Origin of the sequence: Bacillus sp. KICET-3 (assembly GCF_033261025.1) — a bacterium.
Taxonomy (GTDB): domain Bacteria; phylum Bacillota; class Bacilli; order Bacillales; family Bacillaceae; genus Bacillus; species Bacillus sonorensis.
The window spans coordinates 3,259,872-3,276,080 of sequence record NZ_CP137345.1 but is presented as its reverse complement, the minus strand read 5'-3'; the positions used below and the strand labels follow the sequence as shown (position 1 = coordinate 3,276,080).

14 protein-coding genes and 1 other annotated feature are annotated in these 16,209 nt (G+C 48.2%); of the genes, 13 read left to right on the top strand and 1 reads right to left on the bottom strand.

What is annotated here, in order from left to right:
• Positions 1–19: 19 nt before the first annotated feature.
• The 6 genes from hemC (at position 20) to ysxE (ending at position 6,857) form a co-directional block, all read left to right on the top strand.
• Positions 20–961 (top strand): hydroxymethylbilane synthase, encoded by a 942-nt coding sequence (hemC, locus tag R5H20_RS16725; protein ID WP_006637868.1) that lies wholly within the window; start codon positions 20–22, stop codon positions 959–961.
• Entirely contained in the window at positions 951–1,739 is a 789-nt protein-coding gene (locus R5H20_RS16720; protein ID WP_006637867.1) for a uroporphyrinogen-III synthase, read from the top strand. Before hemC ends, R5H20_RS16720 begins: the two co-directional genes overlap by 11 nt.
• A gap of 3 nt (positions 1,740–1,742) precedes the next feature.
• Positions 1,743–2,717, top strand: coding sequence for a porphobilinogen synthase (gene hemB, locus R5H20_RS16715; RefSeq protein WP_006637866.1), 975 nt, complete (start codon positions 1,743–1,745; stop codon positions 2,715–2,717).
• A 26-nt stretch (positions 2,718–2,743) separates the two neighbouring features.
• Positions 2,744–4,039, top strand: a complete 1,296-nt coding sequence (gene hemL, locus R5H20_RS16710) for a glutamate-1-semialdehyde 2,1-aminomutase (protein WP_006637865.1) — start codon at positions 2,744–2,746, stop codon at positions 4,037–4,039.
• A 148-nt stretch (positions 4,040–4,187) separates the two neighbouring features.
• On the top strand, positions 4,188–5,819 hold the full coding sequence (locus R5H20_RS16705; RefSeq protein WP_088272780.1) for a LysM peptidoglycan-binding domain-containing protein: 1,632 nt from the start codon (positions 4,188–4,190) through the stop codon (positions 5,817–5,819).
• Positions 5,820–5,834: 15 nt separating this feature from the next.
• A complete protein-coding gene (gene ysxE, locus R5H20_RS16700; RefSeq protein WP_006637863.1) occupies positions 5,835–6,857 on the top strand; it encodes a spore coat protein YsxE in 1,023 nt (340 codons plus the stop codon).
• Between the two features lie 27 nt (positions 6,858–6,884).
• Here the strand turns inward: ysxE and R5H20_RS16695 are convergent, their stop codons facing one another.
• Positions 6,885–7,076, bottom strand: coding sequence for a hypothetical protein (locus tag R5H20_RS16695; protein ID WP_006637862.1), 192 nt, complete (start codon positions 7,074–7,076; stop codon positions 6,885–6,887).
• Between the two features lie 167 nt (positions 7,077–7,243).
• Positions 7,244–7,473: a binding site (T-box leader), on the top strand.
• 57 nt (positions 7,474–7,530) lie between these two features.
• Between R5H20_RS16695 and R5H20_RS16690 the strand changes: the two genes are divergently transcribed.
• The 7 genes from R5H20_RS16690 (at position 7,531) to R5H20_RS16660 (ending at position 16,207) form a co-directional block, all read left to right on the top strand.
• Positions 7,531–10,173, top strand: a complete 2,643-nt coding sequence (locus R5H20_RS16690) for a valine--tRNA ligase (RefSeq protein WP_006637861.1) — start codon at positions 7,531–7,533, stop codon at positions 10,171–10,173.
• Between the two features lie 74 nt (positions 10,174–10,247).
• The gene (locus R5H20_RS16685; RefSeq protein WP_006637860.1) at positions 10,248–11,546 is read left to right on the top strand and encodes a bifunctional folylpolyglutamate synthase/dihydrofolate synthase; all 1,299 of its coding nucleotides are present in this window, start codon (positions 10,248–10,250) and stop codon (positions 11,544–11,546) included.
• A 147-nt stretch (positions 11,547–11,693) separates the two neighbouring features.
• On the top strand, positions 11,694–12,428 hold the full coding sequence (locus R5H20_RS16680) for a prepilin peptidase (protein WP_006637859.1): 735 nt from the start codon (positions 11,694–11,696) through the stop codon (positions 12,426–12,428).
• A 197-nt stretch (positions 12,429–12,625) separates the two neighbouring features.
• The gene (locus tag R5H20_RS16675; RefSeq protein WP_006637858.1) at positions 12,626–13,657 is read left to right on the top strand and encodes an SPOR domain-containing protein; all 1,032 of its coding nucleotides are present in this window, start codon (positions 12,626–12,628) and stop codon (positions 13,655–13,657) included.
• A 150-nt stretch (positions 13,658–13,807) separates the two neighbouring features.
• Positions 13,808–14,380 (top strand): Maf family protein, encoded by a 573-nt coding sequence (locus R5H20_RS16670; RefSeq protein WP_006637857.1) that lies wholly within the window; start codon positions 13,808–13,810, stop codon positions 14,378–14,380.
• A gap of 54 nt (positions 14,381–14,434) precedes the next feature.
• On the top strand, positions 14,435–15,109 hold the full coding sequence (gene radC / locus R5H20_RS16665; protein WP_006637856.1) for a RadC family protein: 675 nt from the start codon (positions 14,435–14,437) through the stop codon (positions 15,107–15,109).
• 87 nt (positions 15,110–15,196) lie between these two features.
• Positions 15,197–16,207: a rod shape-determining protein gene (locus R5H20_RS16660; protein ID WP_006637855.1), complete on the top strand. Its 1,011-nt coding sequence runs from the start codon at positions 15,197–15,199 to the stop codon at positions 16,205–16,207.
• Positions 16,208–16,209: the final 2 nt, after the last annotated feature.

The following is a 16,209-nucleotide window of genomic DNA, read 5'->3' as shown; positions in this document are numbered from 1 at the left end:
GAAGTGGGAGGAAGAACATATGAGAAACATCATCGTAGGCTCAAGAAGAAGCAAATTGGCGATGACCCAGACAAAATGGGTCATCAAAAAACTTGAGGAACTGCATCCGGATGTTACCTTTGAAATAAAGGAAATCGTTACGAAAGGCGACCGGATTTTAGACGTCACCTTGTCAAAGGTCGGCGGGAAAGGCCTTTTTGTCAAAGAAATCGAGCAGGCCATGCTCTCGGGAGAAATCGATATGGCGGTTCACAGCATGAAGGACATGCCGTCAGCGCTTCCTGAAGGCCTTGTGATCGGCTGTATTCCGAAACGGGAAGATGTCCGCGACGCGCTCATTTCGAAAGAACGCCAAAAACTGGCTGAGCTCAGGAACGGAGCGGTTGTCGGCACTAGCAGCCTGAGAAGAAGCGCACAGCTTTTGCAAATCCGTCCGGATCTTGAGATTAAATGGATCAGAGGGAATATTGATACAAGGCTGAAAAAGCTTGAAACAGACGAGTATGACGCCATTATATTGGCGGCAGCCGGCCTGTCGAGAATGGGATGGAAAGACGATGTCGTGACAGAATTTCTTGATCCGGAGAGCTGTCTTCCCGCGGTCGGGCAAGGCGCTTTGGCGATTGAATGCAGAGCTGCGGACAAAGAGCTGCTCGACCTGTTTTCCCGCCTGAATGACCGCTATACACAGCAGACTGTCATGGCTGAGCGCGCTTTTCTCCATGCGATGGAAGGCGGCTGTCAAATCCCGATTGCGGGATTTGCGACGATGACTGAAGACGATGTCATTGAACTGACAGGTCTTGTCGCTTCTCCGGACGGCAAAACGGTATTCCGCGAAAAAACGGTCGGGACTGATCCCGAGGCTGTGGGCAAAGAATGTGCCGAAAGCATGTCAAGCAAAGGAGCAAAGGCTTTGATCGACAGGGTCAAACAGGAGCTGAACGAGCATGACGCATGATCTTCCATTGCTGGGAAAGAAGGTGCTCGTCACCCGCAACAAAGCCCAGGCCCGGTCTTTTGGACAAAAGGTGAACGAATTGGGGGGAGAAGCGGTTCTCACCTCATTGATTTCGTTCCGCCCGGCTCTTTCTTCCGAACGGGCAAAGCTCTTTCAAACGGAGCTTGAGCAGGCGGACTGGCTTGTGTTTACAAGTGTAAATGGCGCTAAATTCTTTTTTTCTTACATGGAAGATCACGAAATCAGCAGGGCGGCCGCATCCCGGGCAAAAGTGGCAGCTGTCGGCGAAAAGACCGCCCGGTATTTGGAAGACAGGAATGTGCAGGTTGATCTCATCCCTAAGCTTTATGTCGCTGAACAGCTAGCAGAGGCATTGAAGCAGCAAGTCGGCCCGAACGATAAAGTCGCCGTTTTAAAAGGGAATTTATCGCGCGATGTCATAAAAGAATCCCTTTCACCGCTTGGCGTTGATATTTCTGAATGGATTTTATATGAAACCGTCCCTGACTGTGAAGGAATTCGCGAACTGAGGGAGGCAGCGGCCCGGGAATCATTTGATTTCGTAACGTTTACAAGTTCTTCTACCGTGCATACATTTATGGGCATTTTGAAAGAGGAAAGCAAAATATGGGCTGAAAACAAAACGGCTTTTATCAGCATCGGGCCTTTGACGAGAAAGGCGCTGTCTGAATACGGAATCCCTTCAGCTATGCCGGAGGTTTATACAATAGATGGAATGCTGGACATGATGTGCCGCATTTCAAGAAAAGGAGAATGACAAATGAAATCATCATTTCACAGGCACCGCCGTCTGCGGACAACCGCAGGCATGCGGCAGCTGGTAAGAGAAACCGAACTGAGAGCAACTGACTTTATATATCCGATATTTGTCACAGAAGGCGAGAATATAAAAAGTGAAGTGGAATCCATGCCTGGCGTGTATCAGCTGTCATTAGACAGACTGAGGGAAGAAGTCGAGGAAGTTGCCAGCCTGGGCATTCAATCGGTCATTGTCTTCGGTGTGCCTGAACACAAAGATGCTGTTGGAAGTGAAGCATATCATGATCACGGCATTGTCCAAAAAGCGATTTCGAAAATTAAAGAGGATTTCCCCGAGCTTGTCGTCGTTGCCGACACATGCCTTTGCGAATATACAGACCACGGCCACTGCGGCCTTGTGGAGAACGGCGAAATCTTAAATGACGAATCTCTCGTTCTATTAGCGAAAACGGCGGTCAGCCAGGCCCGCGCCGGTGCAGACATTATCGCTCCGTCCAACATGATGGACGGTTTTGTCGCCGCTATCAGGGAAGCGCTTGACGAGGAAGGATTTACAAACGTGCCGATCATGTCGTACGCTGTAAAATACGCGAGCGCGTTTTACGGCCCGTTCCGCGATGCCGCCGGAAGCAGCCCGCAGTTCGGGGACAGAAAAACTTATCAAATGGATTATGCCAATCGTTTGGAAGCCATCAGAGAGGCGAAATCCGATGTGGAAGAAGGCGCTGATTTTCTGATCGTCAAACCGACGCTCTCCTATCTGGATATTGTCCGCGAAGTGAAAAACGAATGTAATCTGCCTGTTGTCGGATACAATGTAAGCGGAGAATATGCTATGGTGAAAGCGGGAGGCCAAAACGGCTGGATCGATGAAAAAGCGCTTGTCCTTGAAATGCTGACAAGCATGAAACGGGCCGGCTGCGACTTGATCATTACGTATTTTGCCAAAGATGCGGCAAAATGGCTTGCGGAATAAGGAAATTGGACTGGAGGTTTTAGAGAATGCGGAGCTATGAAAAATCTAAAGCTGCTTTCAGGGAAGCGCAGCAGGTGATGCCGGGCGGAGTGAACAGTCCGGTTCGCGCTTTTAAATCGGTAAACATGGACCCGATTTTCATGGAGCGGGGCAAAGGGTCAAAGATCTATGATATTGACGGAAATGAATATATCGATTACGTCTTATCATGGGGGCCGCTCATTTTGGGACATAGCAACGAACAAGTGGTGAACGGCATTCAGAAGACGGCTCAATACGGGACAAGCTTCGGTGCGCCGACAAAGGTTGAAACCGAGCTTGCCAAGCTTGTCATTGAACGGGTCCCTTCCATAGAAATCGTCCGGATGGTCAGCTCTGGAACAGAAGCGACGATGAGCGCCTTGAGACTGGCACGAGGATACACGGGCCGGAATAAAATCGTGAAATTTGAAGGCTGTTACCACGGCCACGGCGATTCGCTCCTCATCAAAGCCGGCTCCGGAGTCGCGACGCTCGGTTTGCCGGACAGCCCGGGGGTTCCCGAAAGCATTGCCAAAAATACGATTACAGTCCCTTACAATGATCTTGAAAGCATGAAGCTCGTCTTTAAGGAATTCGGAGATGACATCGCCGGCGTCATCGTCGAGCCGGTCGCCGGCAATATGGGCGTCGTGCCGCCGGTTAAAGGGTTCCTTGAAGGGCTCCGCGAACTGACGGAAACATATGGCGCTCTATTGATCTTTGATGAAGTCATGACAGGCTTCAGGGTGGACTACAATTGCGCCCAAGGCTATTTCGGCGTGACGCCTGACTTGACGTGTCTCGGAAAAGTGATCGGCGGCGGGCTTCCTGTCGGCGCCTACGGAGGTAAAGCCGAAATCATGGAGAAAATCGCGCCAAGCGGACCGATTTATCAGGCAGGCACACTGTCCGGAAACCCGCTTGCGATGACGGCCGGACTTGAAACATTGAAACAGCTGACACCTGATTCCTACCGGGAATTCTCGCGCAAAGCAGACCGCCTGGAAAAAGGGATCTCCGAAGCCGCCCGGAAAAACGGCATTCCTTATACATTTAACCGCGCGGGGTCAATGATCGGCTTCTTTTTTACAAACGAGCCTGTCATTAACTATGACACTGCTAAGCGGTCGGATCTCAGCCTATTCGCCGACTATTATAAAGGAATGGCGGATGAAGGCGTGTTCCTTCCGCCATCTCAGTTTGAAGGGCTGTTTTTGTCAACCGCCCACACGGATGAAGACATTGAATATACGATCACAGCCGCTGAAAAGGTATTCAGCGCGATCAGCTGCACAAAGTAAAAGCGGACGGGGCTGCCGGCATTGCCGGCGGCCTTTTTGCATGCGCCGTTAACAATCCGGTTTTTTTTCTGTTCATATTTTGACGCTGTTTTTCATACATCTTTACTGACATCTAATTTTAAAAATTAGGTGAAGGGAGGATATCAGTTTGCCGCAAAACCATCGTTTGCAATTTTCTGTAGAAGAGTCGATCTGTTTTCAAAAAGGACAGGAAGTATCGGAATTATTATCGATATCATTGGATCCTGACATTTCGGTTCAGGAAGTGAATGATTATGTATCCATACGCGGGTCATTAGAGCTGACAGGCGAATACAACATAGATCAAACCCGGGAGTATGCTGAGCTGCCTGCGACAAGCCGATTTGTGGAAGACGTGACATTGAAGGGAGACGGAAGCGCCGAGCTGACGCATTGCTTCCCTGTTGATATTACCATTCCAAAAAACAAGGTAAGCCATTTAAACGACGTGTTTGTCTTTATTGATGCTTTCGATTATCAGCTGACAGATGCCCGCATGCTGACGATCCAGGCGGATTTGGCGATTGAAGGTCTGCTGGATGTGAGCGGGGAGGACGAAGAGAAAAAAGAGACGCACCCCCAGCCGGTTCTCGAGGAAGCGTCTCAGTATGAAGAAGAGCCTGAACCGGCGTACAGGGCTTATTCCAGCGAAGAAAAGGATGCTGATGACGCCGCGGAAAAGCCATTCTCGATTAACCTTGACAGTCCGTACGAATACCAGGAAATCGAAGAAGAGCAGGCAGACGAAGATGACGGGGAGAGCGATGAAAACACAGTCCCGATCTATCAATCGTTTCTCGGCGAATCCGAAAGTGAAGTAAAACCGTTTTTTACTGCATCACTCTCTGCCGCGGAAAGAACGAAGCGGGAACAGGAAACCCATAAGGAAGCGCCTGATAATGAAGAGCACGTAAAAGCGGAATTGGCAATGAAAGAGAGCAGAGAGGGCAAAAAAGCGGAATTGGCAAGGAAAGAAAGCGAAGAGGGCAAAAAAGCGGAATTGGTAAGGAAAGAAAGCGAAAAGGGTAAAAAAGCGGAATTGGCAAGGAAAGAAAGCGAAGAGGGCAAAAAAGCGGAATTGGCAATGGAAGAGAGCGAAGAGAGCAAAAAAGCGGAATTGGCAAGGAAAGAAAGCGAAGAGGGCAAAAAAGCGGAATTGGCAAGGAAAGAAAGCGAAGAGGGCAAAAAAGCGGAATTGGCAAGGAAAGAAAGCGAAGAGGGCAATAGAGCGGAAATAGCAATGAAAGAAAGCGAAGAGCCTGAACCGCTTTACAGAACTTACCCCGGCCATGAAGAAACAAAAGAAGCGCCGTTCTACGGGGTTCCCCACATTTTGCAGGATGAAGAGGAACAGGATGAGAGGGAACCACAGTCCTTTGAAATTGAAGTGAAGCAGGAAGCAGCTGAAGAAGAGTCTGAACCAAGCCATTCGATTGAAATTCCGGAATACTCATTTCATGAGCAGGAAGAACCTGAAAAAGAAAGGGATGAAAGCGGAGAAGGCGATGAGGCGGACGGATCAGTCAAGGAGAACGACAATGCGCTTTATTTAACGAAGCTATTTACAAAACAGGGAGAGGAGGAGTTTACGCGAATGAGAATGTGCATCGTTCAGCAACATGATACAATCGATCTTCTGTGCGAACGTTACGGCATTAATGCCCAGCAGCTCATCCGGATGAATTCCCTTTCTCTTGATGAGGAAATAAAAGAAGGACAAATCCTTTATATTCCCGACTACCATAACAGCCATGCCTAATGCGTGGTGAACGGAATGGAAGACATTCAGCCTGTATTAAAAGAATACGGCCTTGCCGCTCAATATATTGAGCCTGTCAGCCGAAAAGTGTGGAAGGTATACACGGACCACGGCGTGTTTGCCATGAAAAAGCTGGAGGCTTCAAGGAATACCCGTTTTACTGACCAGATGATCTTGCTTGAGGAGAAAGGCTACAGAAATTTCGTCCCCGTTTACAGGAATCGGGCCGGGGAATTTTTGACCGGGGCGGGCGCCGATTTCTGCTATTTGATGCCATGGCTTGCTCTTGAAAAAGAGGAAGAACGTGATCAAAAGCATGAATATTTATTTCGAGAAATCGCCCTTCTTCACCAAAGAACCGAAAAAGAGACTCGATTGAGGAAAGAGGATATCATCGGGCACTATGAACGGACAAAACGAAAGTGGGAAGCGCAAAAACAAAGATATGAAGAGATTGTCGCCGCGGCTGAAAAAGAATGGTATATGTCTCCCTTTCAGCTTCAGGCGGCGATGTATTACAGAGAGACGATATCGGCCGTCGACTTTGCGCTTGAACGCCTTGATGATTGGCATGAAGCCATCAAAGATAAAGAGTCTTCCAGACTCGTCTTAAATCACGGGCAATTATCGGTTCATCATTTTCTCTATAATGATATGGGAACAGGCTATTTTACCAATTTTGAAAAAGCGGGATATGCACCGCCTGCAAATGACCTGATCGTATTTTTTACAAGAACGTTCAAGACGAATCCCGTCATATGTCCGGAATGTGTGAACTGGTTTTATGCGTATCACAAAGCCTATCCTTTGCGGGAGGAGGAAATCAGCTTATTTTTAAGCTATATGGCATATCCGGCACCCGTCTTTTCCGTGCTGAAGCGCTACCAGACCGGGAACCGCTTCGGGGAGAAAGAAGAATGCGCAAGACTGCTGAAGGCGTATTGGCAAATGAAAAATGCGGAACCGCTTGTGATGAATATTCATGAAACAGAGGAAAACCGCAAGCTCCAGGAAGAAACAGAGTCCCCATCAACATGATGCGGACTTTTTTGCTTGCAGCCGGTTTTATATCCAGTCAAGGTGAAAGGCGCATGCAAGGAAAATGAGAATGCCCAAGAGGAGAACGTCAAATGTCGTTGGAAAGATTATGGTTCGAATGCCTTGAAAGACCGTAATCGGGAGGACGACCTGGACAGCGACAAGTCGGATTTGTTTTAGCCACGGCTGAAGTGAGTATGTGTTGAATTTTTTTCGCACCTTATGCCTCCTCTCCTTTTCGTTACAGCATCATATGAGAAAAATAAGCTCATGTGCATGGCCCAATCTCGTATAAAACGAGAGAAAAACGGAAAAGATGATTGACGAAATAAAAAAAGATTTAGTAATATAAGAACAAGAAAAAGTACGTGCTGAAAAGTCAATGATCACCCGCTTTGAATGGGAAGAGTACAAAAACAGACGCTTACAGAGAGGGAAGCCGCCTGCTGAAAGGTTTTCCAGCCAGTCTTTTTTGGAAGGTCGCCCAGGAGCGCAATTTCTTGAACTAGAGTAGAGAAATTCGGGAAAGCCCCGTTATCCCATTTAAGTGCGTGAATGCCTGTTTGGCATTCATGAAAAAAGGTGGTACCGCGAGAGAGTTCTCTTCGTCCTTTTACAGGATAAAGAGGACTCTTTTCTATTGATCAGCCGTTTATACGCTGGAGGTTTGAAAATGGATAAACAAGAACTGACGATGCCGACAAAATATGACCCGGCTACAATTGAAAAAGACAGATATGAATATTGGGTGAACGGCAAATTTTTTGAAGCCAAAAACGATCCTGAAAAAGAGCCGTATACTGTTGTCATTCCGCCGCCGAATGTAACAGGAAAGCTGCATTTGGGCCATGCCTGGGATTCGACGCTGCAGGATATCGTGACAAGAATGAAGCGGATGCAGGGCTATGATGTGCTTTGGCTGCCGGGCATGGACCATGCCGGCATCGCGACGCAGGCAAAGGTTGAAGCCAAACTCCGCGAAGAAGGAAAAACCCGCTATGATCTTGGACGGGAAAAATTTCTCGAGGAAACGTGGAAATGGAAAGAGGAATACGCTGATTTCATCCGCAGCCAATGGGCAAAACTCGGCCTCGGCCTCGATTATTCGAGAGAGCGGTTTACCCTTGATGACGGGCTCTCAAAAGCGGTGCGCGAAGTCTTTGTCAAGCTTTATGAAAAAGGGCTGATTTACCGCGGAGAATATATCATCAACTGGGATCCGTCCACAAAAACGGCTCTATCCGACATAGAAGTCATCTATAAGGATGTTCAAGGCGCGTTCTACCATATGCGCTATCCGCTCAAAGACGGCTCAGGCTCGATTGAAATCGCGACGACCCGTCCGGAAACAATGCTCGGAGACACAGCCGTAGCGGTTCATCCGGAAGATGAACGGTACAAACACTTAATCGGAAAAACAGTGATTCTGCCTATTACGGGAAGAGAAATTCCGATTGTCGGTGACGACTACGTCGATATGGAATTCGGTTCAGGCGCCGTTAAAATCACGCCGGCACACGATCCGAACGACTTTGAAATCGGTAACCGCCACAATCTCGAGCGGATTCTCGTCATGAATGAAGACGGTACGATGAATGACAATGCCCTTCAATACAAAGGCATGGACCGTTTTGAGTGCCGTAAAGCGATTGTCAAAGATCTTCAAGAACAGGGCGTGTTGTTCAAAATCGAAGAGCATACGCATTCCGTCGGCCACAGCGAGCGCAGCGGCGCCGTCGTTGAGCCTTATCTTTCAACGCAATGGTTCGTGCAAATGCAGCCGCTTGCCGATGCGGCAATCGAATTGCAAAAAAGTGAAGGGAAAGTCAATTTCGTTCCAGACCGTTTTGAAAAAACCTATCTACACTGGATGGAAAATATCCGCGACTGGTGCATTTCCCGCCAGCTGTGGTGGGGTCATCGAATTCCGGCCTGGTATCATAAAGAAACGGGCGAAATCTATGTTGGCGTTGAAGCGCCGGAGGATGCCGAAAACTGGGAGCAGGACAAAGATGTTCTTGATACATGGTTCAGTTCGGCTCTGTGGCCGTTTTCGACAATGGGCTGGCCTGACGTTGACACGGAAGATTTCAAACGCTACTATCCGACAAACGTCCTGGTCACAGGCTATGACATCATTTTCTTCTGGGTGTCCAGAATGATTTTCCAAGGCATCGAGTTCACTGGAGAGCGTCCGTTTAAAGACGTCTTGATCCATGGACTGATCCGCGATGATCAAGGCCGCAAGATGAGCAAATCGCTCGGAAACGGAGTCGATCCTATGGATGTAATCGACAAGTACGGCGCCGATTCGCTCCGCTATTTTCTTGCGACCGGAAGCTCGCCTGGACAGGACTTGCGCTTCAGCTTTGAAAAAGTTGAATCAACATGGAATTTTGCAAACAAAATCTGGAATGCTTCAAGGTTTGCATTAATGAACATGGACGGCATGACGTATGAAGAGCTTGATTTATCAGGTGAAAAATCGGTTGCTGATAAATGGATTTTAACAAGATTAAACGAGACGATCGAAACGGTGACACAGCTCGCTGACAAATATGAATTCGGAGAAGTCGGCCGCCATTTATACAACTTTATTTGGGACGATTTCTGCGATTGGTACATTGAAATGGCCAAACTTCCGCTTTATGGCGATGATGAAGCGGCTAAAAAGACGACACGTTCCATTTTGGCGTATGTTTTGGATCAAACGATGCGGCTCCTGCACCCGTTCATGCCATTCTTGACAGAAGAAATTTGGCAGCACCTTCCTCATCAAGGCGAATCGATCACGGTCGCGAAGTGGCCTGAAGCCGTCAAAGAATATACCGACAACAAAGCCGCGGCCGACATGAAGCTTCTCGTTGAGGTGATCCGCGCTGTGCGGAACATCCGCAGCGAAGTCAATACGCCGCTCAGCAAACAAATCGAGCTCTATATTAACACAAGCACTCCTGATGTCGCAGAACGTCTTGAAGAAAACCGCTCATATGTGGAACGTTTTACGAACCCGAGCGTGCTTCAAATCGGTACGGACATCAAGACGATTGATAAAGCGATGACCGCCGTTGTATCAGGCGCGGAATTGATTTTGCCGCTTGAGGGCCTGATCAACATCGATGAAGAAATCAGCCGCCTTCAAAAAGAACTCGACAAGCTGACGAAAGAAGTAGAACGGGTTCAGAAAAAATTGAGCAATGAAGGCTTTATGAAAAAAGCGCCTCAGCACGTTATCGACGAAGAACGGGCGAAAGAAGCGGATTATACGGCAAAACGCGAAGCTGTAGAAAAACGAATCGCTGAATTGAAAAACTAGAAAATGAAAATGAGGTGTTTTTCAGTCTTCATCAGGCTGGGAAACACCTTCATTATTGAAGGGAAGGAATAGCCTTGTTCAGTACTTTTGATGAAGCGCTCAGCTGGGTTAACGGAAGGCTTAAATTTGGGATAAAACCGGGACTCGGGCGAATGGAAAAGCTGCTCGACGCGCTTGACCGCCCGGAGAAGAAGATCAAAGCCATACATGTGGCCGGAACGAATGGAAAAGGCTCAACGATCGCTTTTATCCGTTCGATACTAAATGAAGCCGGGTATACGGCAGGCACGTTCACTTCTCCTTATATCATCACCTTTAATGAGCGGATCAGCGTAGACGGCATTCCGATTTCGGATGAGGAGTGGACGGCGCTTTTTAATGAAATCGCACCGCTCGTGCTCGAGCTTGAAAAAACCGAATACGGGGCGGCTACGGAATTTGAAATTATTACAGCATGCGCATTTTTATATTTTGCCAAATACCGCAAGACAGATTTTGTGATTTTTGAAACCGGCCTTGGCGGCCGTCTCGATTCGACCAATGTCGTAGACCCGATTTTGACGGTCATCACGACCATCGGTCATGACCACACCGCCATTTTAGGAGAAACCCTCGAGGAAATCGCAGCTGAAAAAGCCGGGATCATCAAGTGCGGCGTTCCCGTTTTAACAGCCGTTCATCAGCATGAAGCGGCAGAGGTCATCAAACGGAAAGCGGCTGAAAGCGGATCTTCCTTCATATCCCTTTATGAACATTGCGACATATACGGGGAGCGTTCATTGCCGGATGGGGAGCAGTTTTCGCTGAGGACGCCGGGGCATCAGTATGAAAAGATGGAAACCGGTCTGATGGGAACCCATCAGCGGCAAAATGCGTCCTTGGCGATTCTGGCCGTTGAATGGCTCGCCGCTGAACAACATGCTGCCATTCGTTCTGAGGAGCTTCGTGCCGGTTTGAAAAAAGCGGCATGGGCCGGACGTTTTGAAAAAGTGCTCGAAAAACCGCTTACGTTTATTGACGGCGCCCATAACAAGGAAGGCGTCGACAGGCTGGCTGAGACGATTGCCGCTCATTTTGGGGAGCGAAACATCCATGTTTGTTTTAGTGCATTAAAAGATAAGCCATATCAGGACATGATCCGCAAATTGGAGACGTTTGCGTCTTCGGTTCATTTTACATCCTTTGATTTTCCGAGAGCCGAATCCGCCCAAAAGCTGTATGAACAATGCCATGCCCGCTGTAAAACGTATGATGAAAACATCGCTTCCGTTTTCCGGCTGATCGACGAAAAAGCAGCGGACGAAAAAGCACTTGTGATCATCACGGGTTCGCTTTACTTCATTTCCGCCGTCAGGTCGGCACTAAAAGAATAAAGGGCAAAAAATGCGTTTTCAGCCCCCGGCTGGGAGCGCATTTTTAGATTTTAAGAAAAGCGCGTCTTTCCCCGGTTTGCTAAACTTATAGCCTCCGGCCCTTTCAGATTCAGGCCGGCAAATCATGCGAGAGGCTGATGTCTATTGATGTATTTATTTATATTCGGTTTAGTGCTCGGTTCTTTTTTTAATGTGGCCGGCCGCCGCATACCCGAGAACACCTCTTTGATCGCTCCCCGCTCCGCCTGCCCTGACTGCTGCCGCCCGCTCACTTTTCTTGAACTGATTCCGGTGTTGTCCTATATATTGCAGAGGGGAAAATGCAGGGGATGCAAACGGCCTGTTTCCATCGTGTATCCGGCCGTTGAGCTTGCGGCGGCATTGCTGTTTGCCTTTGCCTATTTAAGGATTGGCGATCCCGGAGAGCTTGTCATCGCGCTTTTCCTCATTTCTTTATTGCTTATCGTGTTTGTCTCAGATGTGATGTATATGGTCATACCTGATGCCGTCCTTTGTTTTTTTCTGCCTGTTTTTGCCGCCGGGCGCATCCTGTTCCCGCTTGAGCCTTGGCATTCAAGCTTAACTGGAGCGATTGCCGGTTGTCTGCTGCCGCTTGTTGCGGCTGTGATGACGAAAGGCGGCATCGGCGGGGGAGATGTAAAGCTGTTTGCCGTTCTTGGCATCGTCCTCGGGGTTCGCCAGATTTTGCTCGTATTCGTTCTGTCTGCGGCTGCCGGAATGGTGATGGGTTTCGCGGCGATGCTGGCTGGGAAGCTAAAACGAAGAGAGCCATTGCCATTTGCGCCCGCCATTTTGATCGGAACATTGACAGGCTATTTTTATGGCGACCCGCTGATCGGCTTATACATTCAGATGATATGATGAAAAATTTGACGAAACCTTTTTGAACGAGACGACAAAAGTCTTGTTCTTTTTTTTGCAGGCTGTGATAAAGTGTGGACAATAAGAGGGACAGGCCTTTAGGGGATCTCCTCCTTCCTTCTGGCTTCCCTCTAATAGAATCGTTTTTTCCTGCATGCTTATCATAAAATCAAAAACGGAAAGCGAGGGAAGTACATATGAAAAAACGGAAAAGCAAGAGAAATTCGGCCCGGAACATTGGGAAAGAAGATCCGCTTAAAGTGATGATCAACGGGAAAGAAGAGACGATATACGGAACTGAGAAAGAGGCGCCGAAAAAAAATCAAGAAAAGAAACTCACTTTTTCGAATTGGGAAGAAAAGCGAAAGGCCGAGCAGGAAGTGTCGGCTTCCAAAGAAAACAGCAAACCCGAAACAGACGACGAGTTTACATGGGCTCCGCCTGATGAGGAAGAAGACGTGTTTCAAGATGATCCCAAAGTGGTGGCGCCCTACAAAAAGAAAAATGAAGGCAAAGTCTATCAAAAGGCGAAAAAATCGTTCTCTTACCCTTTTAAGCGTTTTGCAGTGACCATTATATTCGCCGTTTTGCTCGGTACAGGCCTCGGTGTGTTTGCTCTTAATCTCGCATCAAATCAAGAAGAAGTGCCGGCATCAGCAAGCCTCGGTGCGGATGAGGGAGGCGGCAAAACCGCCAAAGCCGGCGACACGACAGGAAGCGATGGGGGAGAAAAAGCAGTCAGCGAAGCAGGTGCCGATCTTAAAGCCTTTGCCGTTCAAGCGGGCAAATTCTTTTCAAAGGAAGGGGCGGAAACCTTGGCGTCTCAGATCGTGGAAAAGGGCTATGCCGCCGTTCCGCTGGAAAAAGATGACGGATATTATGTCATCGCCGGCATCGCCGGAGAGAAGCAGATGACCTCACAGCTCGGGCAGATATTGATTGATCACGATTTTGAAGCATGGGGCGGAAAAGAGCTGTCATTTTCGCTTGATTCAGGCTTATCACCGGCCTTTAAAGAAGCGGCGGAGCTGTCAGCCAAGGCGATTCTCGGCGCAGAGGTGACCGAAAAAAACATCGCCGATCTCAAAGCGGAAATTGATGGAATCCAACCGGAAGGCGACTCTAAAAAGGTGAAAGAGGGCATACTGAAAGCCGTGGACCTGCTGGAAAAACCGACTGCAGCGAACGGCTGGAAAAGCCAGCAGCTATTGCTCAGCCAAATCAAGTAATCAGGAACCAGCCGATGCGCTGGTTTTTTTATTTTTCGCTTTTTGTCATCAAAAAGTTACTTTTCTGAAATTGTGGCTGAGCCGTTCTTTTGGTAGGATAAACAAGTATCTTTTTTCTGATAGCAAAAACCCATGAAAGGATGGCTACTGATGACACAACCGCTGATTTTAGCTTCGCAATCACCCCGCAGAAAGGAACTCCTCAATCTTTTGCAAATACCATACAGCATCGTTGTCAGCGATGCAGAAGAAAAATTAAATCGAAACTTTTCCCCCGCAGAAAACGTCAAATGGTTGGCGGAACAAAAAGTGCGGGTAGTAGCCGACCAATATCCTGATGCTGTCGTGCTTGGGGCCGACACCATTGTTTGTTTTGAAGGCGTCTGTCTCGGCAAACCGAAAGATGCCGAGGAAGCGGAAAGAATGCTTAAAATGCTTTCCGGTCAGACCCATTCTGTGCTTACGGGTGTCTGCATCAAGTCAAACAGCAAATGCGAAACATTTTTTGAAGAGACCGAAGTCACGTTCTGGCCCCTTGACGAAAAAGAAATCAGCGCCTATATCGATACAGGCGAACCGTTTGATAAAGCGGGCGCCTATGGCATACAGGGAAAAGGCGCGCTCTTTGTCAAACATATAAAGGGAGATTATTATTCCGTCGTGGGGCTGCCGATTTCAAAAACGATGAGAATGCTGAAGCGATTTGGTCTGAACTCCTATTGATAAACCGAACGGGAAGGGGAATCACAGGGAGGGTTTACCATAAGCGACATGCCAATGAAATTAAGAGATTTTCCGGAGGATGAAAGGCCGCGCGAACGGCTGCTGAACATAGGCGCCGAAAGCCTGTCGAACCACGAACTGCTGGCGATTCTTTTAAGGACCGGGACAAAAAAAGAATCGGTCCTGCAGCTGTCAAACCGCCTTCTTCAGACGTTTGACGGTCTGCGTCTGCTGAAAGAAGCCTCGGCTGAAGAGCTTTCCAGCATCTCCGGCATCGGCCGCGCAAAAGCCGTTCAAATATTGGCGGCTCTCGAGCTGGGACGGCGGATCCACCAGCTTGTATATGAAGAGCGTTATGTGATCCGTTTTCCTGAGGATGCTGCCAATTTGCTGATGGAAGATATGAGGTTTTTGTCTCAGGAACACTTCGTTTGCCTTTATCTGAATTCTAAAAACCAGGTGATTCATAAGCGCACGGTTTTTATCGGAAGCTTGAATTCCTCCATTGTTCACCCGCGGGAAGTATTTAAGGAGGCCTTAAAGCGGTCTGCCGCTTCTTTCATCTGCGTGCACAACCACCCTTCTGGAGATCCGACCCCAAGCAGTGAAGATATTGATGTAACAAGGCGTCTCAATGAATGCGGACAGCTGATCGGAATCGAATTGCTCGATCACATTGTCATCGGCGATCAAAAATTTGTGAGCTTAAAAGAAAAAGGCTATTTGTAACACTTTTTTTTTCATTAAATTAAGCTATAATAGAATTTATGGGTTTTTGCTTAGGAATTTCGTTTTAAGAAAGGAAGATACATACAAATGTTTGGAATTGGTGCGAGAGACCTTGGAATAGATTTGGGAACGGCGAATACGCTTGTTTTTGTGAAAGGAAAAGGAATTGTCGTCAGGGAGCCTTCAGTTGTTGCGCTCCAAACGGATACAAAGCAAATTGTCGCAGTGGGAAATGATGCGAAAAATATGATCGGACGGACTCCCGGCAATATCGTTGCCCTCCGCCCGATGAAAGACGGAGTCATCGCCGATTATGAAACGACGGCGACGATGATGAAGCATTATATCAGCAAAGCTGTGAAAAACAAAGGCTTGTTTGCAAGAAAACCGTATGTGATGGTTTGTGTACCTTCAGGGATTACGGCTGTAGAACAGCGCGCGGTTATCGATGCCACACGCCAGGCGGGCGCTCGTGATGCATATCCGATTGAAGAGCCGTTTGCCGCAGCCATCGGCGCGAACCTTCCTGTTTGGGAGCCGACCGGCAGCATGGTTGTTGACATCGGCGGCGGTACGACCGAAGTCGCGATTATCTCCCTTGGCGGGATTGTGACATCCCAGTCTATCCGGGTAGCGGGGGATGAAATGGATGAAGCGATCATCTCTTATATCAGAAAAACGTATAACTTGATGATCGGTGATCGTACAGCTGAAGCTATCAAACTTGAAATCGGCTCGGCCGAAGCCACCGAAAACGGAGAAAGCATGGAAATCCGCGGCCGGGATCTTTTGACAGGGCTGCCGAAAACAATCGAAATCACTGAGAAAGAAATTACTGCGGCGCTCCGTGATACGGTGTCCGCAATTGTTGACGCCGTAAAAAACACGCTTGAAAAAACCCCGCCTGAACTTGCGGCTGACATTATGGACCGGGGAATCGTCCTGACGGGCGGCGGCGCGCTTCTTCGCCACCTTGACAAAGTCATCAGCGAAGAAACGAAAATGCCGGTTTTAATTGCGGAAGACCCTCTTGACTGTGTAGCGATCGGAACAGGAAAAGCACTTGAACAAATTCATCTATTTAAAGGGAAAAATTAAGG